General features: G+C 32.0%; 21 protein-coding genes. 4 read left to right on the top strand and 17 right to left on the bottom strand.

Annotation, left to right across the window (positions count from 1 at the left end):
- Positions 1-79: 79 nt before the first annotated feature.
- The gene (gene rnp3 / locus MMJJ_RS02995; protein WP_104837623.1) at positions 80-778 is read right to left on the bottom strand and encodes a ribonuclease P protein component 3; all 699 of its coding nucleotides are present in this window, start codon (positions 776-778) and stop codon (positions 80-82) included.
- A gap of 55 nt (positions 779-833) precedes the next feature.
- Positions 834-1127 carry a DUF211 domain-containing protein gene (locus MMJJ_RS03000; RefSeq protein WP_011170373.1) on the bottom strand — a complete coding sequence of 98 codons (294 nt, stop codon included), beginning with the start codon at positions 1125-1127 and terminating at the stop codon, positions 834-836.
- Between the two features lie 260 nt (positions 1128-1387).
- Here MMJJ_RS03000 and cfbD point away from each other — a divergent pair, with 260 nt between their 5' ends.
- Positions 1388-2488: a Ni-sirohydrochlorin a,c-diamide reductive cyclase catalytic subunit gene (gene cfbD, locus MMJJ_RS03005; protein ID WP_104837624.1), complete on the top strand. Its 1101-nt coding sequence runs from the start codon at positions 1388-1390 to the stop codon at positions 2486-2488.
- Positions 2489-2577: 89 nt separating this feature from the next.
- Complete coding sequence (locus MMJJ_RS03010; RefSeq protein WP_104837625.1) at positions 2578-3525, top strand: replication factor C small subunit; 948 nt, start codon at positions 2578-2580, stop codon at positions 3523-3525.
- Between the two features lie 83 nt (positions 3526-3608).
- Here MMJJ_RS03010 and MMJJ_RS03015 read toward each other — a convergent pair whose 3' ends face one another.
- The 6 genes from MMJJ_RS03015 to MMJJ_RS03040 form a co-directional block, all read right to left on the bottom strand.
- On the bottom strand, positions 3609-5096 hold the full coding sequence (locus MMJJ_RS03015; protein WP_244901558.1) for an Ig-like domain-containing protein: 1488 nt from the start codon (positions 5094-5096) through the stop codon (positions 3609-3611).
- A gap of 1748 nt (positions 5097-6844) precedes the next feature.
- A complete protein-coding gene (locus MMJJ_RS09350) occupies positions 6845-7087 on the bottom strand; it encodes a hypothetical protein (protein ID WP_169929100.1) in 243 nt (80 codons plus the stop codon).
- A gap of 396 nt (positions 7088-7483) precedes the next feature.
- Positions 7484-8938: an autotransporter outer membrane beta-barrel domain-containing protein gene (locus tag MMJJ_RS03025; protein ID WP_211286626.1), complete on the bottom strand. Its 1455-nt coding sequence runs from the start codon at positions 8936-8938 to the stop codon at positions 7484-7486.
- Complete coding sequence (locus MMJJ_RS03030) at positions 8910-9989, bottom strand: Ig-like domain-containing protein (protein ID WP_104837628.1); 1080 nt, start codon at positions 9987-9989, stop codon at positions 8910-8912. The genes MMJJ_RS03025 and MMJJ_RS03030 overlap by 29 nt, the downstream gene beginning before the upstream one ends.
- Before the next feature lie 251 nt (positions 9990-10240).
- Positions 10241-10810 carry a nitroreductase family protein gene (locus tag MMJJ_RS03035; RefSeq protein ID WP_104837629.1) on the bottom strand — a complete coding sequence of 190 codons (570 nt, stop codon included), beginning with the start codon at positions 10808-10810 and terminating at the stop codon, positions 10241-10243.
- A gap of 13 nt (positions 10811-10823) precedes the next feature.
- On the bottom strand, positions 10824-11465 hold the full coding sequence (locus tag MMJJ_RS03040) for a lactate utilization protein (protein ID WP_104837630.1): 642 nt from the start codon (positions 11463-11465) through the stop codon (positions 10824-10826).
- 410 nt (positions 11466-11875) lie between these two features.
- Here MMJJ_RS03040 and MMJJ_RS03045 point away from each other — a divergent pair, with 410 nt between their 5' ends.
- Together MMJJ_RS03045 and MMJJ_RS03050 are read left to right on the top strand one after the other, a co-directional pair.
- Positions 11876-12091: a hypothetical protein gene (locus tag MMJJ_RS03045; protein WP_104837631.1), complete on the top strand. Its 216-nt coding sequence runs from the start codon at positions 11876-11878 to the stop codon at positions 12089-12091.
- Between the two features lie 156 nt (positions 12092-12247).
- On the top strand, positions 12248-13528 hold the full coding sequence (locus MMJJ_RS03050) for a hypothetical protein (RefSeq protein ID WP_104837632.1): 1281 nt from the start codon (positions 12248-12250) through the stop codon (positions 13526-13528).
- Between the two features lie 140 nt (positions 13529-13668).
- Here MMJJ_RS03050 and MMJJ_RS03055 read toward each other — a convergent pair whose 3' ends face one another.
- The 9 genes from MMJJ_RS03055 to MMJJ_RS03095 all read right to left on the bottom strand — a co-directional run bounded on the left by MMJJ_RS03055 (position 13669) and on the right by MMJJ_RS03095 (position 22201).
- Positions 13669-14121, bottom strand: a complete 453-nt coding sequence (locus MMJJ_RS03055; protein WP_104837633.1) for a hypothetical protein — start codon at positions 14119-14121, stop codon at positions 13669-13671.
- Between the two features lie 31 nt (positions 14122-14152).
- Positions 14153-15067 carry a methanogenesis marker 7 protein gene (locus MMJJ_RS03060; RefSeq protein WP_011170365.1) on the bottom strand — a complete coding sequence of 305 codons (915 nt, stop codon included), beginning with the start codon at positions 15065-15067 and terminating at the stop codon, positions 14153-14155.
- 17 nt (positions 15068-15084) lie between these two features.
- Positions 15085-16050, bottom strand: coding sequence for a CBS domain-containing protein (locus MMJJ_RS03065; RefSeq protein ID WP_013998837.1), 966 nt, complete (start codon positions 16048-16050; stop codon positions 15085-15087).
- 194 nt (positions 16051-16244) lie between these two features.
- Positions 16245-16346, bottom strand: coding sequence for a MetS family NSS transporter small subunit (locus tag MMJJ_RS03070; protein WP_013998836.1), 102 nt, complete (start codon positions 16344-16346; stop codon positions 16245-16247).
- Between the two features lie 12 nt (positions 16347-16358).
- Positions 16359-17870 carry a sodium-dependent transporter gene (locus MMJJ_RS03075; RefSeq protein ID WP_011170363.1) on the bottom strand — a complete coding sequence of 504 codons (1512 nt, stop codon included), beginning with the start codon at positions 17868-17870 and terminating at the stop codon, positions 16359-16361.
- 141 nt (positions 17871-18011) lie between these two features.
- Positions 18012-18920: a carbohydrate kinase family protein gene (locus tag MMJJ_RS03080; RefSeq protein WP_104837634.1), complete on the bottom strand. Its 909-nt coding sequence runs from the start codon at positions 18918-18920 to the stop codon at positions 18012-18014.
- Positions 18921-18949: 29 nt separating this feature from the next.
- Complete coding sequence (gene hisA / locus MMJJ_RS03085; RefSeq protein ID WP_104837635.1) at positions 18950-19666, bottom strand: 1-(5-phosphoribosyl)-5-[(5-phosphoribosylamino)methylideneamino]imidazole-4-carboxamide isomerase; 717 nt, start codon at positions 19664-19666, stop codon at positions 18950-18952.
- Positions 19667-19873: 207 nt separating this feature from the next.
- Positions 19874-20470, bottom strand: a complete 597-nt coding sequence (locus MMJJ_RS03090) for an ECF transporter S component (protein ID WP_104837636.1) — start codon at positions 20468-20470, stop codon at positions 19874-19876.
- An 87-nt stretch (positions 20471-20557) separates the two neighbouring features.
- Positions 20558-22201 carry a bifunctional N(6)-L-threonylcarbamoyladenine synthase/serine/threonine protein kinase gene (locus MMJJ_RS03095; protein WP_104837637.1) on the bottom strand — a complete coding sequence of 548 codons (1644 nt, stop codon included), beginning with the start codon at positions 22199-22201 and terminating at the stop codon, positions 20558-20560.
- Positions 22202-22265: the final 64 nt, after the last annotated feature.

Genomic DNA, 22265 nt, shown 5'->3' on the forward strand with positions numbered 1-22265 from the left:
CTAATTTATATTTTTAACGTCAATATTAAGAAAAATTGGTTAATGAAGGATATTTTAAAAAATTTAAAAAAAGAAAGGATTATTCTTCGACAATTTCAAGTCCAGGCATTAAAACATTTTTATTTTTCAAATAAAGCCTGTAATCAATGATTTTTGACGTTGTCTCAATTATTTTTTTAGAATATAATGGATCAGCGATTGTATTTAAAAATCCCCTCAAATCCCCTAGAGCCTTTATTCCATAAATATCGTTTGCACCGCTCGAAATTACAACCGGAGTGTCGTATTTTTTAGCAAGCTTTAGGTTCCTTTGAAATGCCCAAAGAATTTTTGATCTATCATAATTTTTGCTTTTTAAAAGATTTCCAAAATTTAATTCAACCGCAACTCGGTTTGTACTGCCGAGTCTTGCAAGGATGTGGTCAAGCCCATTATCCATTCTATTTAATTCGGGGGTCGATAAAATATCAACATCGTTCATTTCAAGAACTCTCCTGTTTATTTTAACATCCCCGCCTTCAACAAGTAAAATATCAACTTTGTTTCTATATTTTTTAACCGCTTTTTCCATTTCATTTTGATTTTTTGTTGAAATTTTTACTCCAGAATACACTTTAAATTCGCAATTTTCCCCGTATTCAACTGCAGTATTGATTTTTTCTTCAGAATATTCATTATGATTTTGAACTGCAACGCTACCGTCCCATCCAAATCGTTTTAACGTTTTTATTCCTTCTTCGTCAAAAATATGATTTATATCAAAAATTCCTTCAAGCATTAAATCCCCTGAAATTAAATTAACTGGTAATAAAATAAAAAAATTAAAAAAGAACTTAGTATCTATCTTGTGGAGTTTTTACTTCGTCGATGATCTTTTTACCTGCTGCAACCTCATCGATACTGTGGATTACTCCGTTCATGGATTCAATAATTGCTTTTATTGCATCGTAGTCAAGATTGAATCCTTCAATTGTGATTTTAATATTTTCGGTAGATTTGTCTATTTCGTAAACTGTTACGTTTACACCATCAATACCATCTACAGAACATAATTTAACTGCTAAATCGGTTAATTTCGGCTCGTGTGTTTTTAAAACATCCAGAACCATTCTCCTTAACTTGGTCAAAAATATCCTCCTCTAAATACAACCTGCTATTTTTGAGATATTTTGGGTTTTCATTTCTCTCTAATTTAAAAGAGCTATTATTTATATTTATAGTTGTATCCTCATATTCTATATATTATTTGTAGTGCAAATTTATATTACGAATTAATATCTTTTTATTTATAACTCATCAAATATTTTAACCTCGAAATTTTTTAAAATTTGAGAATAAATCTTAGAATATCAAATTAGTAATAAAAACCACACTTTAAAGTGATATCATGATTTTACATCCAAGACCTTCCCCGATTGCGGCCGCAATGTACCAATTAAGGGATATCGGCGTTGATGCGATTATTCTCCACGGGCCAAGTGGATGCTGTTTTAGAACTGCGAGACTTCTTGAAATTGATGGAATACGAGTTTTTACCAGTGCAATGGGTGAAAATGATTTTATTTTTGGTGCAATGGATAAATTAAGAGATGTAATAGCGGAAGTTTTGGAATATTTAAAAAAAGAAACTCCAAAAAGCGAAAAATACAAAATTGGAATCGTTGGAACCTGCGCAAGCATGATCATTGGAGAAGACCTTGAAAGCCTCGTCGATGACTTCGAGGATATAATAATTCCCGTAGACATTCACAGCGGACTTGTTGATAACACGGTTGGTGCAATAAGGGCAATGGATGGCGCGCTAAATGCAGGGTTAATTGACTATTCCGAATACGAAAGGCAGAAAAAAATGCTTGTTTGTGCAACTGACGTTGAAAAAAAGCGAGGAATGGCAAAAAATAGGTATTTAAAACCAACATATGAAGACGACCTTGAAAAAATTATGAATATTTTAAAAGAAACAGATTCAAAAATAAAAAAGGGCAAAGATGTAAAAATTGCCTGTGTTTTGAATGCGAAAAAAGAAACTGCGTATTTATTTTCAGACCCACTTTTAGAAATGAATAGACATTTCAAATGCATCAATATTGCAAATCTCGATGAAAATATCGGTTTTGATAAAGTAAGGGCTGACGCTAAAAATATTTTAGAAGAATTTAGTAAATGCGGATTTAAAATAGACTACATCACGGGCGGACTTGACGAATACCCGATAACTGGTGAAAAAGCATTGGATTACCTAAAAGAAATTAATCCAGATATTGTTGTTGTGTCAGGAGTTCCTCATGCATTATTAATTGAAAATCTAAAAGAAATTAATCCCGATGTAATAACAGTTGGTATAAGTGATGGCCCAAGGCTTTATCATCCAATAAAAGAAGTTTATAGTTATGGAATAATCGAACTCGATGCCCATGCAAAGGTTTTGGGTAAGAAAAATATTGTAAAATCAAGATTTGGAGAAATTTTGAGTTTTATGAAATTCTAAAAATTTTCTTTTTTAAATAGTCAAATATTAATAAAATCATGGAAATATTTTAATTGAATTTAATATTATCATTTTTACGAGGGAAAATAATGCAAAAACCATGGGTTGAAAAATACAGGCCAGAAACACTTTCCGAAGTTGTTGGGCACCATGAAATTATCAAAAGACTTACAAATTACGTTGAAAAAAAGTCAATGCCCCACTTGCTCTTTAGTGGATCCCCAGGAGTTGGAAAAACAACGGCAGCACTCGCTCTTGCAAAAGATTTATATGGCGACACTTGGAGAGAAAATTTTCTCGAATTAAACAGTTCCGATGAAAGAGGAATTGATGTAATCAGAACCAAAGTAAAAGACTTTGCAAGAACAAAACCTATCGGGGATGCACCGTTTAAAGTCATATTTTTAGATGAAAGTGATGCTTTAACTTCAGATGCTCAAAACGCGCTTAGAAGAACCATGGAAAAATATTCCGATATCTGCAGGTTTATTTTAAGCTGTAACTACCCAAGTAAAATTATTCCTCCAATTCAGTCAAGATGTGCAATCTTTAGATTTTCACCGTTAAAAACTGAAGATTTAGTTGAAAATTTAAAAGATATTTCTGAAAAAGAAAATTTAAACCTTGAAAAAGGAGGGATCGATGCAATAATCTATGTTTCAGAAGGAGACATGAGAAAAGCAATTAACGTTTTACAAACCGCAGCTGCAGTTTCTGATGAAATAACCGAAGAAATAGTTTATAAAGTTGCTTCAAAAGCAAGACCTGATGAAATTAAAAAAATGACGCAACTTGCATTAAATGGAAAATTCGTTGAAGCAAGAGAACAGCTCTACAACTTAATGATCGACTGGGGAATGAGTGGTGAAGACATATTAATTCAGGTATTTAGGGAAGTTCCAAATTTAGATATTTCTGAAAAAGAAAAAGTACATTTAGTCGAAACAATTGGAGAATGCGATTTTAGAATCGTTGAAGGCTCAAACGAAAGAATACAGTTAAGTGCACTCCTTGCAAAAATGGGAATTTTAGAATAAACTTTTTTTAAATTTTTTAAAATATTTTTCTAAATTAAATTTTCAAAAAATCAAAAGAAAAAAGAAATGTTATTTTTAAGTAGTTATTCAACTAAAACTGGCCCATTTGCGGTCCATTTTACAGTTATTGGTTCACTTGGAAGTTCATCTAATGTTTTAAAGTATTCTAATGCAGCTTGTGTTCCGTATCTGTCACTTCCTGCAATATAGATTACCTGATAAGTTTTGATAAAGTTTCCAACGTGAACTTGTATATTTTGAATTTGGATAACTCCCCTGTTTTCTCCAGGATTGTCGTTTGTAATTGCCACTCCAAATTCGGAATCGTATCTGTTAGCAAACCCGTTTGATTCTGGTCCACCAACAATTATCGTATCCCTTGAAAGTTCGTAATTTTCTGAATTGTATAGGTTTTCCCTTAATTCTCCTGCGTATTCTCCGTCAATTTCGCTTCCGTATACAATATTGGAATTTGAAACTGCGTTTTTAATTACAAATGAAGTAAATCCATCTGAAAGATCTGATGAATACGAACTTCCTCCACCGCCACCTGATGACGACCTAGGAACTGCAATGCTTATGCTTACATTTTCACTTGAATTTACGTTTCCTGCTAAATCTGTTGCAATGATTGTTATTTCGTAGTTTCCATTTGAAAGAGTTCCTGTATTTCCAGTGTAGTATTCTCCATCAAATGAAAGTGTTACGTTTCTAACGCTTCCAATTTTAGCAATAACTGATGAAACGTTTGATAATGAATCATTTGCTGTAACGTTTATCGCTGCAGAGCTTGAAGTATACGTTGTTCCATTTACTGGTTTGTTAACCGTAACTTCTGGATTTACTGTGTCAACAGTAAAGCTTACAGTTTTGTTTACTTTATTTGAAGCAGTGTCGTTTGAGTACATTGTTACGTTGTAAACACCGTCAGCAAGTTCTGCTGAATTCAGGTAGTTTCCTGTACTGTTATCTAATGATATTTCAGTTGATCCGTTGAATGCAGTTACTGAATCGATGTAGTCTTCATCTACTGTGAAGTTAAGCACGTCTGATCCATTGTTGAAGTATTCTCCTTCAACTGTGTTAACTGTGATTACTGGATCTGTTAAATCTACTCTAAAGGTTACGTTTTCACTTGAATTTACGTTTCCTGCTAAGTCAGTCGCGTATATTTTAACTGTGTTAAGTCCTTCGTTGAATATTTCACTAGTTAGGAAGTATCCAGTTGATCCATTTAAGGTAATGTTTTCTAAACCGTTTATTTCAGCTACAACTGATTGTAAGTTGATATCCGTTGCTGTAACGTTTAATATGCTTGAATTGTAGTTGTATGATTTTTCTACGGTGTTAACCGTAACTTCTGGATTTACTGTGTCAACAGTAAAGCTTACAGTTTTGTTTACTTTATTTGAAGCAGTGTCGTTTGAGTACATTGTTACGTTGTAAACACCGTCAGCAAGTTCTGCTGAATTCAGGTAGTTTCCTGTACTGTTATCTAATGATATTTCAGTTGATCCGTTGAATGCAGTTACTGAATCGATGTAGTCTTCATCTACTGTGAAGTTAAGCACGTCTGATCCATTGTTGAAGTATTCTCCTTCAACTGTGTTAACTGTGATTACTGGATCTGTTAAATCTACTCTAAAGGTTACGTTTTCACTTGAATTTACGTTTCCTGCTAAGTCAGTCGCGTATATTTTAACTGTGTTAAGTCCTTCGTTGAATATTTCACTAGTTAGGAAGTATCCAGTTGATCCATTTAAGGTAATGTTTTCTAAACCGTTTATTTCAGCTACAACTGATTGTAAGTTGATATCCGTTGCTGTAACGTTTAATATGCTTGAATTGTAGTTGTATGATTTTTCTACGGTGTTAACCGTTATTGTTACTGTTGTTGTTAAAAGTTACAGTTTTTGTTACTTTATTTGTTGTTGTTGTTTGCGTTGTTGTTTTGTTGTTGTTTTGTTGTTTTTGTTGTTGTTTTTGTTTGTTGTTTGTTGTTTTGTTGTTGTTACTTGTTGTTGTTGTTTATCTACTTGTTCCATTGTTTTATTTGTTGTTACTTTTGTTGTGTGTTGTTATTCTTGTTGTTTTGTTGTTGTTGTTATTGTTGTTGTTATTTTTGTTTTCTACGATTATTGTTGATGTTATTGTTTGTTTCTATTTCATTATTGTTGTTTATTGTTGTTGTTGTTGTTATTCCATTGTTGTTGTTGTTATTGTTGTTGTTGTTGTTCCATTATTTGTGTTTATTGTTGTTTTGTTATTGTGTGTTGTTTGTTGTTATTGTTGTTTTTATTTGTTATTGTTGTTTTTATTGTTACGTTGTTTGTTGTTGTTGTTGTTGTTGTTGTTTTATTATTGTTTGTTGTTGTTTTTTGTTGTTGTTGTTGTTATTCTTCATTTATTGTTGTTGTTTTATTGTTGATATTGTTTTTTTTTTGTTTTATTTTTGTTGTTATTGTTGTTGTTATTGTTATTGTTGTTGTTTCATTTGTTGTTGTTTTGTTCCATTTGTTATGTTGTTTTATTGTTGTTGTTGTTAAACCGTTTTCATTTGTTGTTATTATTTGTTATTGTTATTGTTTTAACCGTTTGTTTTGTGTTGTTGATTTTATTGTTTGTTGTTTGTTGTTGTTATTTGTTGTTGTTGTTTTGTTTCTTGTTGTTGTTATTGTTTGTTATTTTTATTGTTGTTGTTGTTAAAAGCTTTTTTTGTTTACTTTATTTTATTATTATTATTGTTGTTGTTTGAGTTATTATTGTTATTGTTGTTTTTTGTTGTTTGTTTCTGCTGAATTCATTAGTTTCCTGTTGTTGTTGTTCTTGTTGATATTTCATTGATCCGTTGAATGCAGTTACTGAATCGATGTATTTTGTTACTGTTGATTGTTATTTGTTGTTGTTGTTATTGTTGTTATTCTCCTTCAACTTGTTATTGTGATTATTGGATTTTTTATTAAAGGTTGTTTTTCACTTGAATTTACGTTTCCTTGTTGTCATTCGCGTATATTTTAACTTTTAAGTCCTTCGTTGAATATTTTATTATTATTGTTATTATCCAGTTGATCCATTTATTGTTGTTTTTAAACCGTTTTTGTTCATTTTTATTGTTGTTGATATCCGTTGTTGTTAACGTTTTATTATTGTTTGTTGTTATTGTTTTTGTTTTTTTGTTGTTAACCGTTATTGTTGTTGTTGTTTGTTGTTATTTTATTGTTGTTATTTACTTTGTTGTGTTTGTTGTTGTTGTTGTTTGTTATTGTTGTTGTTGTTTTTGTTTTGTTGTTATTGTTGTTATTGTTTTGTTATTTGTTGTTTATTTTATTGTTATTGTTGTTGTTGTTGTTTTGTTATTGTTGTTGTTGTTTTTTGTTGTTTGTTGTTGTTGTTGTTTTTTGTTGTTGTTGTTGTTTTTTTTATTGTTGTTATTATTGTTATTGTTGTTGTTTGTTATTGTTGTTTTGTTGTTATTGAATTGTTTTGTTAATTGTGTTAATTTATTTGTTGTTGTTATTTTGTTGGATTTATTGTTTTTATTGTTAAAGTTGTGTGTTTTCACTGTTGTTGTTATTGTTTTTTGTTGTTGTTTGTGTGTTGATTGTTATTTTTAATGTGTTAAGTCCTTTTAATGTTATTATTGTTGTTATTACGTTATTGTTGTTGTTGTTGTTTGATCCATTTTGTTGTTTTTTTTGTTTTATTTTTGTTTGTGTGTTGTTGAACTGATTGTTATTTGATATCCGTTGTTTTGTTGTTATTATTGTTGTGTTATTGAATTTGTTGTTGTTGTGATTTTTTTTGTTGAATGTTGTTGTTGTTGTTTACTGTTGTTGTTTTACTGTTGTTGTTTATTATTGTTGTTGTTGTTTTTGTTTTGTTTTATTTGTTGTTGTTGTTGTTGTTTTGTTGTTTGTTGTTTTTGTTATTGTTGTTTTGATGTTGTTGTTTCTGTTCTTCAGGTAGTTTTGTTGTGTAACTGTGTTATTTCAGTTGATCCGTTGAATGCAGTTACTGAATCGATGTAGTCTTCATCTACTGTGAAGTTAAGCACGTCTGATCCATTGTTGAAGTATTCTCCTTCAACTGTGTTAACTGTGATTACTGGATCTGTTAAATCTACTCTAAAGGTTACGTTTTCACTTGAATTTACGTTTCCTGCTAAGTCAGTTGTAACGATTGTTACGTTGTGGAATCCTTCAACAAACTCAAAACTTGAATTTCCAAAGAATCCTGAAACGTTTTCTAAAGTAACGTTTATTTCATCATCAATGTTTGCAATAACGGTTACAGGTGTAAAGTCACTTACTGTAACGTTTAATATGCTTGAATTGTAGTTGTATGGTCCAAATCCGTTGTTAATTACAACGGTAGGGTTTGTTGTGTCAACTGTTACCGTGATTGGTTCAGTTACGTTTTCGTTTCCTGCCATATCTGTTGCATTTGCTGTTACATTGTAGATTCCATCATTAAGAACCGTTAATGTAACATTGTAGCTTCCAAATGAACTGTTGATTTTTGAATCAATTAATTCGCCAGTTACTGCATCGATCACTGAAATGTTTGCAATAACTCCAGTCCAAGTGTCGTTTGCATAAACTGATATTGTTAGATCTTTTGAAGCTGATACATTTGCAGTTCCTATCTCAAATTCGGGGTTTGTAATGTCAACAAATATCATTGTGTTGTTTGTATTTACGTTTCCTGCTGCATCTGTTGCAGTTATTGTTACCATATTCGGCCCTTCTGAAAACTCGTAAGTGTTGTTTTCGAAGTATCCTGAATCGTTTGTTAAATTAATTGTATCAATAGGGGGCATAATAGGCAATATAACCGCAGTAACGATTACACTTGTATTATCTATTACTGTAACGTTTAATATGCTTGAATTATAGCCATATACTGGTAAAACGTTGTTAAATACAATTTGTGGAGCAGTTGTATCAACTATTACTGTGGTAGTACTTTCTCCAATATTTTCTACATCATCAATTGCAGTAACTGTGATGTTGTTTTCCCCCTCTGCAAGTGTTAACCCAAAGAGTAACGTTTCAGAAGTGTTTACTTCACTTGAATTTACAGTAATTCCATTTACAGTAATGTTACATATTACTGATTCACAGACATTATCGATTATTGTGAAGTTTAACTGAGGATTTGCAATATTAATAATTGAATCATTTACAGGGGTTTCGATTGAAACTTCTGGAGCAGTCCAATCAACCATGAAATATACTGTTTCAGATGAATTTACATGTCCAAACGAGTCGTTTGCATAAATTTTAACCTCGTATTCGCCTTGTGCAAATACATAAGTTGAATTTCCAAAGTATCCATCTGTTTCTGTTAAGGTAATATTTTCTAAAACGCTTCCATTGTCGATTTCAGCAAGTTGAATTTCCAAAGTATCCATCTGTTTCTGTTAAGGTAATATTTTCTAAAACGCTTCCATTGTCGATTTCAGCAATAACTGTATCTAAGTTATCATCGGTTACTGTAACGTTTAATATGTTTGTACTGTAGTTATAATCCAATTCGGGATTATTAATTGTAACTGTTGGTGCAATTGTGTCAACTACAACAGTAATTGAATCATTTGCATTGTTAAATGCATCATCGATTGCAACTACAGTAATTGTGTGTGTGCCGTCCGTAAGATTTAACGTGTAAAGTATCGCGGTTGCATTGTCTGCAGTGCTGTCGTTTACCGGCGTTCCATCTACATCTATAAAGTAGTTAATTGTGTCACAGAGATTGTCTGCAATTGTGAAGTTTAACTGAGGATTTGAAGCAGTTATGTTTGCACCATCAATTGGTGTTGAAATTGTAACTGCCGGTGCTGTTGTATCAACAGTCATCATAAATCCGGATAAATTTGTAGCCCATCCGTGAGCGTCTGTTGCTTCAATAGTTACTGAATGATCTCCTTCAACCAATTCATTCAATGTTACATTAGTTGGAGTGTTATTAATTACAGAACCATTGACATCTGCAGATCCGTCAACGTAAATGGTGTAGTTTATATTTGAGGATACGTTGTCAATTAAATTAAGTTCAATTGTTGGAGTGGTATCATTTGTAAAATCTGGAACAAATGCATCCACAAATGGTGCAATTGTGTCAACTGTAAAAGTTACAGTTTGATTAGTTAACCCCTCTGAGTCATTTACAAATAAAGTAATGTTGTGAACTCCATCACCAAGACCCACAGACACGGTTTGTGGCTCAGTTGAAGATTCTGTATCGCAAGTAAGCCCGGGTATTTCACCGGTTACATCTACAAAAAATGTATAATTCCACGATCCTGCTACATCAATTGTTGAATTGAATGTAAACGTAATAGGATCCGTAGTAACTAGTTCTCCTTCGCCTGGCGAAATAATATTTGCTGCCGCATAACTTGTCGAAAGAGAACAGCAAAGTATCGCCAGAACTAGAACCATGAAAACCTTGTTCATTTTCATAATTTTTCCCCGATTTTTTTAGTTAATAACTTTGTTAGAAATAAAAATACTACTAAGAATATTAGATTTAGTAATATCACCTGAAGGGTTTACTGTTATGTATGTACATTTAAAATATAGGATAATTTATTTTTATAAATTACGATTATGATGCATCATAATATTATAATGGGCCATGGAAAATTAATTTAAAAAAAGAAAATTTTTAAAAAAGTTTTATTTTGATAAAATCAGCATTAAAAAAGAAAATATTATTTTATGTAGTTTACAACGTCTTTTTTTCGTTCAGGCGCCGGTTTTGCTTTTTCTATCAATTTGTAACCGAATGCAACCCCGTAGAATGGTTCAAAGTTTTCTGGAATATTTAATTTCTTAACATTTTCAGTTGTAAAATAAGGCCTTACAAGTCCAAGCCAGACTGAACCGATATTCATGCTTTCTGCTGCCAAGAGCATGTTCTGAATTGCCGCAGAACAGTCAACAATCGCTGCATGTGCGTTTTTATTTCCAGAAACTACAATTAAAGTTGGAGCTTCGTAAAGTATATTATATTTCGGATTACTCATTGCATTTATCAGACTTTCAGGCAGATTTTTCATTGAATCCGGATTTTCTGCAAGCGTTTTTTTAGATACGATATTTATTTCGTCGAGCAATTCCTTGTTCTGAATTACTGTAAAGTGCCAGGGCTGTTCATTTAGTGCAGTTGGCGCATAAATTGCAGCTTCGAGTATTGCTTCAATTTCACTGTCCTTTAGTTGCTCTTTTTTGAACTTTCTGACACTTCTCCTGTTTTTTATTGTTTCCATAACTTGATTCATGCTTTCACCAAATTTAAAATCCAAGACTCTTTCCTACAACAAGCACAGTCATATCTGTAAGCATTGGTCTTCTTTTAATTACTGAATAAATCCTGCAAGCTCTTGTTTCTGCATCGCAGTTTACACAATAGCCTGTTTTTATGCACGGGTTTAAAAATCCCAATCTTTTCATGTTTTTTGGAGCTGCTTCCATTCTGATTCTTTCAAATGCAGTTTCAACATCTTTACATAATTTATTTAATCCAACAACAATTATTACTTTTTTCGGACCAAACACAATCGCAGAAACCCGATTTCCAACCCCATCGATATTTACAAGTTCCCCTGAAGCAGTAATTGCATTTGTACTTGAAATAAATATATCAGACGTTAATTGCTGTCTCATGATATCCATTTTTTCTTCCTGCGTAAGGCTCGCATCATTGTGGTCCAAAATTACCGCACCTTTTTCCCTTGCTTGCTCTGCAATATTTAATGATTGTACTGTAACTGAACCTCCAAAACCAATTTTAGTTCCCGTTCCAACGTAATTCATAATATATTTAGAAACTTCGCTTTCATCTTCAAAATAATACGCATCAAAAAGGTTTTTCTTTAAATTTTCTACGAGTTTTTTGCCGGTAAGGTCGTTGTGCCACTTGTGAACTTCTTGCATTTTTTCCACCTGCCCTTCAAGCGTTTCTTGATTAAATCTTTTAAAAAAAGTCATGTAAATAATCTATGTTTATAAAAATTAGAATTTAAAAGACATTATTTGTTCGTGATAAATTTCAAAAGTCCGAGTAAAACAATTATCGTTAAAGCGATAACAAATATTCCTTCGAGTCCCATTTTTAACACCGTATCTGGTTTGTTAAATGTTATGGGTCGATTTACTATTTAAAATTTAAAAAAGAAAAACCGAGTTATTTTAAAATTTTAAATACATCTTTAGCTTTTTTTACGCCTTAGTCTTTTAAAACGATTGGAAAAAGTGAATTATATTTTATTTCTTTTAAAGGCATTAAGAAATAATGTTAAAATTAAATAACTGTTAATTTAAATTTAGGGTGAATGGTGATAAAAATGAAATTATTTTGTTTTGAATCTACAAGAGTTAAACAGTATCTTAATTTAGAAAAAATTCAGGCAATTAAATTACATCCTGAAAATGATAATTTTACATTAAGAGTTTATTCAGACTCCGAAGTAATTACCTATACTTTAACATATGAGGAATATATAAAATTTGTAACTGATTTAGAAAAGATTGATGGCCTCAAAGGTTCTAAAAGTTCTTAAAATAGTTTTTTTAAATAATCATAAAAGACTAAATATTCTTTTTTCACTTTTCGATCAAATTTAAGATGAAAATGGTTATTAAAATTTAAAAAAAGGAAGTTTTAATATTTAAGTTGGGGGTAATTATTTTAATTGAATTTTTATCGAGGGGAATTTTTGGGAAAATTTAAAGATTATTTAAAGAAAAATGATGAAAAAATATTTTCAATTTTAGAAAAAATACTTTCTTTTAGGTTTACGCTTAAATTTTTATTATTGCCGTTCATACTTACTGTAATCTTAAATTATTTTGAGATTATTCCTAAAGATATTGTTTTTTATATTTATTGGGGGCTATTGGCAGTTTTAGGATTTTACTTTTCCATATTTTTAATATACTTTACATTAATTGCAATAATGCCAAAACACTTGTTTAACCAAGATGTTAGTGAAGGCGACGTTGTATTGCTCATAATATCGATTATCGTATTAATTTCAGTTATGAAAGTTTTTGCACCAAATACTATAACAACCCAATTTATTGATTATTTTATTGATGGAGCTTCAGGGATTGGAACTTTTTTAGTAGCAATTATTGCGGTTTTAGGCCTAAAACAAGGTAAAAATCAATTGATTGAATTGGAAAAACAAAGAAAGGCACAGTATAAACCCGAATTACTTGCTAAAGATAGATTAAACATTTATTTTCATAATTTTGAGAAAGTTATAGAAAAATATCCTGCATTTAATAACAGTTTTGTTAAAGATCACTTAGGGGTTTGGTCTACATCTTACAAAGAACCTGAATACTATGAAAAAATGATTTCGGAATTTTTATCAAAAGTTAAAAAAAATAACAATGTTGCTGACCCATTTGAATTAGAAAAAGTTGAAATTAATATTGAAGATGAAGTATATGTTGAAGTTTATAATATTGGAAAAGGATTTGCAAAGAATATTGAGTATACTTGGGAAATTGAACATTCAAAACTATTTGAAAATTTTTACAAAAAGTATGAAAATGATCCTTTAATTTATAAAATCGAAAATGAATTTGATCATTCTTATTATTTCGGAGGAACCCCCGATATTTCACTTGCAAGTAATAATAAAATCCGAATAGACACCTACAATTTAGTAACCCCTTATGAATCTTCAAAAGAAGTTTTAAAAATTCCGTTACCTTGGAATTTACTTAAAATTATGGGGTTATGTTCAAAAAAAGGCGGATTTTCAGATTTAACAACTTTTCCATTGAAATTACATCTTAATTATCAAGATATTGATGGAAACCCTTATCCCAAAACATATGAAATGAGGGCTTACCGCATTGAACCGGGTAGATATTCCCATTACCCCAAATTATTATTTACTGATAATAATGATTTTATGGCTTATGAATTTAGAATTTATGAAATAAAAGAAGAAACCAAAGAAACTACTGAAACCGCAAAATAAACCTTTCTTTCTTTTTTTCAACTAAATTTAAAAAGATTAATTTAAAATTAAGATGAAATGGTTATTAAAATTTAAAAAAGAAAAGACCGCTTGAAAAAGTTTGTTTTAAATGTTTGAGAATAAAAAAATTTTAAAACAGTTTAGAGATATACGTAAAATTCCCTTTCGAGAATTACTATTTTTTCGCCTTCTCCTTCAGGCTTTTCCATTAATACTTCAAACCTTTCTCTTCCAGATACGTCCTGAACTGCAAATCCAAGTACGTACTGCAATTCATCGTCTTCGGTGAATATTTTAACGTCCGTTTTGAACCGTCTTGCAAGCCTTGAAATTTCCCTTAAAGCAAGTTTTAGTTCAGTAAATAAAAAGATGTAGTCTTTTACGTAGTCAATCTGCTCTTGTGTACCTTTAATTATTGGATATTCTTTGTCCATCATTTCGTCTTTTTTTATTTCGTATCCAATATCGCAGACGCATGTAAGCCTTCCAATAACTGATTGTGGAAGTCCGGGAGGTAGTGGAACCTCGATTATCTGTTCTGACTCTTCGTTTTCGATTTCAGTTTCGTTTTCAATAGTTCTGTCAATTTCCATATTTTTTCCCTATTTTCTTGATGATTTTAAATTAAGCTTTATTTTCATCCGTTTTAAGTTCTGATGTTGATTTTAACTTGATCAGAATGTAATTTTTCATCTCAGACCTTGTAACATATGCAATATCTTTTAAAAGATACTTACCGATTTTAACATTTTCGATTTCTTCGTGGTTTCTATCATAATCCATTTTAATTCTCAAACCATCCAACTGCGTCACGATTGGCATCGGTGCAAGAATTCCACGAACTTCATCTATTCTTTTTTCGATTTCATCTTTTAAAACTACGGGTGGAATAATTGGAGGGTCGTATGAAAGTTCCATTCTTTTATCGTTTATTTTTTTGGTAACTTCATCAATCATCTGTCGTAATGCCCTTATTTCTTCCCCTTTTCTAAGTCTCTGCGCTCGCCTTCCAAGGTTTCCAACATAAGTGTATGGTATATCGAGAGTTTCAGGGCCACCCGTTACAACAAGCGGAATATCGACTTTAAAAAGGTGGGTTTTATCTAAAATGCAGGATTCAAAGTTTCCCATAACATAAATTGCGATGTCGTGTTCTTGAATCAGTCTTTTTTCCTTTTCTCGAATCTCACTGATGTTTTTTCCAGCGCCGTGTGCAAGTCCAATCATATTTGGTTTTGCACCGAATTTTCTTACATATTCTGAAACATCGCATGCAATGTGGGGCAGGTGGTGTCTTGAAAGGCTTGGGGATACAATTGCAATCTCAATTCCTGCAAGAGGGGTTTCTACTATTTTTCCTTTGTATTTTTTTGCTTCTTCCTTAAAGTTTTCAATTTCATTTTGGGGAATTGCAATTGTCATGTAGACATCGAGCTGCATTACGTGCTCTTGAATTATAAATCCACCAACGTCTTCAATCCATTCCTTCAAAATATTATTTTTGTAGACTCCCCCTTCATATCTAATAATCTGGTACATCTTTTCCACCTTAAAGGTTAGAAGTCAATCCTGACCGTAATAGTTCCAAAAGTCTTCATGCTCTTTTCAAACATGGTTACATCGGTAATTATCCTTTGAATTGCTGATTTTTCATCTACGAGGGTAATGTGATCAGTTATTATTACTTCTTCGAATTTAGGTTTTTCAATTAATTTCAATACTTCTTTTATAATATTTAATTCAAGAATGTTTATAAGTTTCGTGTCTATTGAAATGTGGTCAATTTTACCATTCCTTTTCATTATCTTTGCAATTGGCTCCCATTCCCTGTCTGAAATTTCGATGAAGTCTTCTTTTTCACTGATAATGTAGCCTCTTGCACCCATTAACACAATTATCTCTTCTGCAAGTTCTTCAACTTTTTTAGGATTGTCCCCGTAAAAGTAGATATTTGTAATGTGGCTGCATTTGTTTATTTTAGGCTCAGGGTTGTAAATTTCAGAGGTTCTTACAATATCTCCTTTGGTAACGATTCCTTTAAGTTTTCCATCATCGACAACCAATACTCTTCCAATATCGTACTCGACCATTATTTTTTGAGCTTCCGAAGCTGAAGAATAGGGCGAAATTGAAACAATTTCATCTTTTTTTGTCATTATGTCTTTTATTTTTAATTTTTTTAACCTAGACATTGATGATTTTTTTGTCCTTAAATCATCGAATGTAACAATTCCAACAAGTTCTTTGTTTGAATTAAATACGGGGTAGCCCATGTGCCGGTATTGTTTTATAAGTTTCCCAAGTTCATCGATTGATTCTTCTTCATCAAGAACGACTAAATCTTTAGTCATTATGTCATTTATCACAATTTTATCAAGCACTTTTAAATCGTAAAGTTTTACAAGGTCTCGTTCTGATTCTTTGATAAAGTTAGTTATGTAATTAAATACATAATTAATCGAATCGTGTTCCATTCCAATATTATATACCCTTTCTATCGTTGAAAGCTTCCTAAATAACATTAAACCACCGTGCCAATAACAGGATAATGATTAATCAAAATTACTAACTCATATATTATAAAACATATAAAAAACAAGCACTATTGAAAATTTGCATTGTTAATTATCTTTTTTTAAAGGATTATAAACCCTAATTTTTTTAATTTATTTTAAAAATAAAAAGTAAAAAAAAGTAATAAATTTTGGTTCCTGTATTATTCCTTATTATTTTTTAGCGTTTTATGGAGGAAATATGCTGAACCTCCCCATAAAACGATTGCTCCAAATAAGAACATTATTATGGCACCGGTACTCATCTTATTACCTCCTTATTCTTCATCCTTTTTTACAAACTCGTCCCATTCTTCGATTTCTCTTCCTTTATCAATCCATGGAATCATTGGCATAATTAATGAAACCACAAGACCAAATACTGGAATTCCAAGGCTCAACAATAAAAATATTGGTGCATAGCCTTCGTAGCCTAAAGTTAATTCTGTCCAAGCTCCATTCAATATCATGTATATCAAGAACAATGGAGAGAATATTCCTGCAAAGAATTTCCAGAAAGATCCTAAATTGTATTCTGAAAGGTTGTCGATGTATTTTTCGAGTTTGCTTCCTTTAAATATCCATATTGAAACGATTATTTCAAGTACTGCAACAAGCGGAATTGTAAACCAGTTGATGTAGTGGTCTACTGAATCCAACCAGTAAAGACCTGCGTTTGTTGCATAAATTAAACTTGCAAAGAAGCTAGTTGCAATAACTGCTGAAGCTGCTTTGTGTCTTGGAAGATTAAACTTATCAATTACCGCTGATGCAGTTGATTCAACAAGTGAAACTGATGAGGAAATTCCTGCAACAAATAGTGCGATAAAGAATATTGCAGCAAGTATAATTCCTCCAGGCATTAATGAAAGTGCTTGTGGGAATGCAACGAATGCTAAACCGATACTTTGTGTTACAACTTCTGAAATAGGTACTCCTTGTGTCATTGCCATGTATCCGAGTGTTCCAAATACCGCAAATCCTGCCAAGAATGAAAATCCACAGTTCATTAATGAAATTGTAAATGCACTTGCAGTTAAGTCTGATTTTTTAGGTAAGTAGCTTGAATATGCTACCATGATACCAAATCCAAGACTCAATGTAAAGAATATCTGGGAAAATGCATCAATCCAAACTTTAGGTGTTAATAACACCGCAAAATTAGGCGTTAAATAGTATTCAATACCCATAAGACCGCCAGGTAAGGTAATGCTCCTTACAACGAGTGCGAGAATTAGGAAAAATAATACGGGCATTAAAATTTCATTTGCTTTTTCAAGACCTTTTCTAACTCCTGAATTTACAACAATGTAATTTACACCCCATATCAAAGCCAATCCTACCAATATTGGCAAGTTAAATCCTCCAAGGTCCCCGTGACCTGAAGAAAGTGCTAAAATATCACTAAAGAAAAATCCGCCAAAATCAGTTGGGAATCCGACCATAAATAATTTAACAAGGTATACTAATGCCCATGCAATAATTGCAGTATAGTACGTCGTAATTATAAATGCAGTAGCTATTGCAAGCCAGCCTATCCATTCAAAGTTCTTTCCAAGCCTTCTCAATGCCAGAGGTGCTGAACCTTTTGTTGAATGCCCCAAAGCAAGCTCTAAAACCATTACCATTATACCAACAAACAATAAAGCAACAAAATAAGGAATTAAAAACGCTCCACCACCATTTTCATATGCCATATATGGAAAACGCCATATATTTCCAAGACCAACTGCAGAACCGACTGCCGCTAAAATGAAACCCATCTTAGAGGCCCACTGTTCTCTTGCCATACGATCACCACCATTTTTTGTAATACAAACGTTAATTTTTAAAATTTAAATTATATATAAATTGTCATTTAGATTTGAACAAATCGCCATTAAAAAATAGCTTTTGGAAAAATAGGTAATAAAAACTAAAAAAAGAAAAAATTATAGAAGGTTGTTTTCGTTAAGTCGTTCAATAACCATGTCCCATGATGGAAGGTTGGTTTGACATCCCACCTGCTCTACAACAAAAGAAGCTACACATGAACCTGCAAGTCCACAATTCTTTAAATCGTGCCCTTTTAAATACGCAGTTAAAAATCCAGCTCTGTAGCTGTCTCCCGCACCAGTTGGATCTTTTGCTTGAGTTAATACCGCAGGAACTTTAATTGCATCATCTTCTGAATATATGATGCTTCCCTGTTTTCCATAAGTTACAATTAAAACTTTAACTCGACTAATCAGCTCTTTTTCAGAAATATTCAATAAATCAAGGGTTCTCTGGAATTCGTGGTTGTTCATGAATAAAAAATCAACGTTTTCGATGATGTTTTCCATGTTTTCTTTAGAATATAATGTTAAATCCTGTCCTGGATCAAATGATACGAGAATTCCTTTCGAACTTGCTTTTTGTGCACATTTTAAATTGTAATTTGGGTCTCCAGTTGCAAGGTGTACAATTTCTGAATCAAATTCTGGAACTTCGATTTCAGGGTAGTGTTTTGCAGCACCCCATAAAAAGTACGTTATCTGGTTGTTTTGAGGATCAGTAAAGATCCATGCCTTTGGAGTTTCTTCTTCCTCTGAAACAAACACGCTTTTGGTTGAAACGCCCAATTTTTCTAAATATTCTCCATATCCTGAAGCTTTAAAGTCAGTTCCAACACATGAAAGTATTTCTGATTTTACGCCTAAATTTGCAATTTCTGCTGCAACATTACATGCAGCACCGCCATAGTATTTTTTAGCAGTTGGAATCTGCATTGAAGTGTTTAATTCTGGAAATTTATCCACATTGAATATATAATCAAGTGCAATATGACCTACCGCCGTTATTTTACCAATTTTGTCCATCAAACCACCAAAACGTATATTAAATTACTTTATTTTACTGCTTCAATTGCTTCTTTTAAATTTATCAGGTTTTTATAAATTGCAGAACCCACTACTACCCCATATACCCCGATTTCTTTTAATTTTAAAAGGTCATCGATTGTTGTAACGCCGCCTGATGCTACAATAGGTATTTTCAAGTTTTCGACAAGTTCTTTTGTTGGTTCGATATTTATTCCATTTAAAAGACCTTCACTATCCACGTTTGTAAATAAAATACTTCCAGCGCCCATTTCTTCGAGTATTTTTCCAATTTTAACAGGAGTGTATTTTGTTTTTTCTTTCCAGCCTTTTATTACAACTTTGCCGTCTTTTGCATCAAGTGAAACCATTATTTTTTCACTGCCGATACGTTTAGAAAGTTCTTTTATTATTTCAGGAGTTTCTACAGCAATAGTTCCAATAATTACTTTTTTAGCCCCTTTTTCAACGAGGTATTCCGCATCTTCGATCGATCGAATTCCGCCACCAATTTGAACGGGAACTCCTGATGTTTTAATTATTTCTTCGATAAATTCATCGTTTACCCGTTTTCCATCAAGTGCTCCATCAAGGTCCACGAGGTGAAGCATTTCTGCACCTTCATTTACCCATTTTTTTGCAATTTCAGGAGGATTATCTAATTCAACGTGTTTCTTATCAGGATTTCCCTGGATAAGCTGTACACATTTTTTATTTTTCATATCAACTGCAGGAATAACTAGCACAATATTCACCTTACTGTAAATACGTCTTAAAAAATAGAAAATTTACGTATGCTAAAAATCTATTTTACATTAAATTTCAAGCTATATATGAATATCTAAAAAATAAAAAAAGATTCAAAACCAAAACATTCTAAAAATGTAAAATTATGATTTAATAAATAACGTTAAAAAAGTTAAAAAAGCTAAAAATTTAGGTAAATACGGGAATTATTTGGTTTTATCATCAAATTTGATATTTAAATAGCATTTATCAACGTATTTTTGGAAAAATCCAATTATTAAGAATACTAGAACAAATGAAATTATTTTATCGAATAAATTTATGATAAATCCGCTAACAAATACTGCATTGTAAACGCTCATCCCACTACCTGCAAGATATATTGTTACATCATCGATTGGTGAGCCAGTAATTCCGCCAAACAAATAGTATGCAATTATATTTCCAACAATCGTTCCAATTAACGCGAGAATTATTGTTGTTATAACCACATATTTCACATTGAACGGGTATTTTTTAAAAATAATTCCTGTAACAAACCCAATCAAAATATTGACTATTGCAAAATAGTACAGTCCAGAATAAATAAAAAATCCTTCGATTAAATTTGTTAAAAGGCCGACTAAACTGCCGAATAAGGGTCCCAATAACACAGCTGCCAAAATAGTTCCAGTACTATCTAAAAATGCAGGCAGTTGAAGGTATGTAACAGCCTGGGATCCTAGAATATTCAGACCCAGACTTATTGCAACCACGTAAGCACAGTCGTTAATCCGGCATCTTGAATGATTTAGTCTTTTCATAATACTCTACCTCCAAAGTATCATGATAATATTTTTGGACATTTAATTATATATAATTAAGTTTAGTCCCCGACATAATATAAAAAATTAAAGGTATCTTACCCGTTTTTCAACCTCTTTTATGCATTCCAAAACCGATTCAGCCAGTTCATACGTTTTGTATCCTTCAATTATCTTATTCCAGACTGGATCAAATTTATCGTAGTGGATACTCATTATCGATTTTTTTAAGACTATCAAATCAATTGCCTTGTCTTCAATTAAATCGCTGTATTTTCCAAGCCCGAAATCTATTATATAGGGATTTTTTGAAATTATAAAGTTTGAAGTTGTTAAATCATTGTGCACAATTCCACTGCCATGCATTTTTCCAATAGTTTCCCCCAAACTTTTACAAAATTCGATATTTCCATCTTCAATTTCGTCTTTTGCAATTTTTCCGTGAATGTAGCTCATTGTAATTTTTTTGTTCTCTTTATCGATGTCATAAATGCTTGGTGCATAAATTCCAAATTCTTTAACTGCTGCCAAGAATCGGGCTTCTTTTACTGTTCTTCTTGTCCTTATCAAGTCATCCAGTTTTAAAATACGGTATCCTTTTTTAACTCGCTCTTTTGTAATAGATTCAAATTCTAAATACCTTCCTTTTGAAATATCGGCTTCAGCGCCTTTTCCGATTAAATGTTTTGGAATTTTTCGAGATTTAATATTTCCATTTTCTAAAGTTTTATTTTCGTCATGTATCCAGTTAACTTCGACCATGTCACTTCGATAGTTTGAAATCGGTTTTGTATCGTTCAAATCCATTCTTTTTCCATTTAAATACTGCAAAATTCCAAGCCATGCAATCATTGCACCGTTATCGCCACAAAACTGTTTTTCTGGAACGTAAAAATCAACATTCTGCTCTTCACACATAATATTAAGCATTTCTTTTAACCGATTATTTGCAGCAACTCCCCCAACAAGCATTACTTCGGCTTTATTAGTATGTGCAAGCGCTCTTTCGGTGATTTCTGTGAGCATTGAAAATGAAGTTTCCTGCAATGAGTAGCATACATCTTCAATTCTTTCTTTTGAATCGTATTTTTTCATTGCAGACGTTAATAACCCTGAAAGAGAAAGATCCATTCCTTTAACGGTGTACGGAAGCTTTATAAACTTATTTCCATCTTTTGCATATTTCTCAACGTAAACTCCACCAGGATGTGGTAAATTACAGTGCCTTGCAAACTGGTCGAGACAGTTTCCTATCGCAATATCGAGAGTTTCACCAATTACACGGTATTTTTTTCCAGTGTATGCTAAAACTTGAGTGTTTCCGCCACTTACATATAATGTAAGCGGGTCCACTGCCTCAGTTGTTAATTTTCCAATTTCCACGTGACCGATACAGTGATTTACCCCAATTATGGGTTTATTTATTGAAAGAGAAAGTGCTCTTGCAGTTGTTGCAGTAACCCTCAAACTTGGACCAAGTCCCGGACCTAGTGAAAATGAAACGAGGTCAATTTTTTCGAGAGGAACTTCGTTTAATGCTTCTTTTAAAAGTTTCACAAAAGTTTCCGCGTGGTGATCTGCGGCTTCTCTTGGGTGAATTCCCTGTACAGGCGGAGTATAAATTATTGTTTTGTTAAACAGAACTTCGCCCTTTGAAGTAATTATTCCAACACCGGATTTTTCAGCAGTTCCCTCAAATCCAATACATATTAAGTCTTTAGAATTATCCATGATAGCCACCAGTTAATAAAACGTAAAATAATTAGTTTTTAAAAAAAAGATCAATACAAATAAA

The organism is Methanococcus maripaludis (assembly GCF_002945325.1).
Taxonomy (GTDB): Archaea; AGJL01; Methanococci; order Methanococcales; family Methanococcaceae; genus Methanococcus; species Methanococcus maripaludis.

What these genes read in the sequence shown, in the direction of transcription:
- MMJJ_RS03080 (WP_104837634.1), bottom strand. Translation starts at nt 18,920, where the DNA reads ATGGACAAAATTGGTAAAATAACGGCGGTAGGTCATATTGCACTTGAT.
- MMJJ_RS03030 (WP_104837628.1), bottom strand. Translation starts at nt 9,989, where the DNA reads ATGAAAATGAACAAGGTTTTCATGGTTCTAGTTCTGGCGATACTTTGC.
- MMJJ_RS03090 (WP_104837636.1), bottom strand. Translation starts at nt 20,470, where the DNA reads ATGAAAAGACTAAATCATTCAAGATGCCGGATTAACGACTGTGCTTAC.
- MMJJ_RS03075 (WP_011170363.1), bottom strand. Translation starts at nt 17,870, where the DNA reads ATGGCAAGAGAACAGTGGGCCTCTAAGATGGGTTTCATTTTAGCGGCA.
- cfbD (WP_104837624.1), top strand. Translation starts at nt 1,388, where the DNA reads ATGATTTTACATCCAAGACCTTCCCCGATTGCGGCCGCAATGTACCAA.
- MMJJ_RS03065 (WP_013998837.1), bottom strand. Translation starts at nt 16,050, where the DNA reads ATGTTATTTAGGAAGCTTTCAACGATAGAAAGGGTATATAATATTGGA.
- rnp3 (WP_104837623.1), bottom strand. Translation starts at nt 778, where the DNA reads ATGCTTGAAGGAATTTTTGATATAAATCATATTTTTGACGAAGAAGGA.
- MMJJ_RS03035 (WP_104837629.1), bottom strand. Translation starts at nt 10,810, where the DNA reads ATGAATCAAGTTATGGAAACAATAAAAAACAGGAGAAGTGTCAGAAAG.
- MMJJ_RS03095 (WP_104837637.1), bottom strand. Translation starts at nt 22,201, where the DNA reads ATGGATAATTCTAAAGACTTAATATGTATTGGATTTGAGGGAACTGCT.
- MMJJ_RS03010 (WP_104837625.1), top strand. Translation starts at nt 2,578, where the DNA reads ATGCAAAAACCATGGGTTGAAAAATACAGGCCAGAAACACTTTCCGAA.
- MMJJ_RS03060 (WP_011170365.1), bottom strand. Translation starts at nt 15,067, where the DNA reads ATGTACCAGATTATTAGATATGAAGGGGGAGTCTACAAAAATAATATT.
- MMJJ_RS03045 (WP_104837631.1), top strand. Translation starts at nt 11,876, where the DNA reads ATGAAATTATTTTGTTTTGAATCTACAAGAGTTAAACAGTATCTTAAT.
- MMJJ_RS03025 (WP_211286626.1), bottom strand. Translation starts at nt 8,938, where the DNA reads ATGGATACTTTGGAAATTCAACTTGCTGAAATCGACAATGGAAGCGTT.
- MMJJ_RS03070 (WP_013998836.1), bottom strand. Translation starts at nt 16,346, where the DNA reads ATGAGTACCGGTGCCATAATAATGTTCTTATTTGGAGCAATCGTTTTA.
- MMJJ_RS03040 (WP_104837630.1), bottom strand. Translation starts at nt 11,465, where the DNA reads ATGCAAGAAGTTCACAAGTGGCACAACGACCTTACCGGCAAAAAACTC.
- MMJJ_RS03055 (WP_104837633.1), bottom strand. Translation starts at nt 14,121, where the DNA reads ATGGAAATTGACAGAACTATTGAAAACGAAACTGAAATCGAAAACGAA.